Raw genomic sequence first — 543 nt, forward strand, 5'->3', positions numbered from 1 at the left:
CTGCAATGTTCACGCCACCAGTTACGCGCTTTCTTACCTGCAAAGCCAGTATGGAATAGGCAAATATATTGTTGAATAGTTTGTGAGCCACAAAGATAGTCGACACGAAGTGTTGGTGGCTTAGAACGGTCGCCCCTGTTCTCGTGTCGGTAGTAACTCACCATATCAACTTTCAATACCTCAGTGACCGGTAAATCATTCTTGATAATAGCTTTCGTACTAGCACTCGCCATTAGTTTCTTCTCAAAAGTAAACTCATGGCCGCAATAACCAGCACGGCACGCTTTATTATTTGTAATGGTATAACCTAATCCTTGAAGATAGAGTATTTCTTCATGTGACATGCTACTTGTGTCGAATGGTTTTAACCCACCACAGAAGCGAACTGACGCATGGTTCCAGGTTTTACATACCGGGCATTCTTTAACAGGTGCAGCGGACTTTCCTTTCTGCCCTGGGCGCTTAGGAATGACAGGATCATTAATAGGACCGAGACGTCTTGTGTTACCCGCATAGTCCAGTACATGGCTCTTATACACATCT

The 543-nt window shown here is 44.2% G+C and carries 1 protein-coding gene; it reads right to left on the minus strand.

Going from position 1 to position 543, the window contains the following annotated elements; genetic code table 11:
- The coding region (locus BM613_RS15290) for a hypothetical protein (protein ID WP_219930735.1) at window positions 1-543 on the minus strand (543 nt) is incomplete at both ends.

This window comes from Sulfoacidibacillus thermotolerans, from assembly GCF_003144315.1.
In the GTDB taxonomy this organism is placed as follows: Bacteria; Bacillota; Bacilli; order Alicyclobacillales; family SLC66; genus Sulfoacidibacillus; species Sulfoacidibacillus thermotolerans.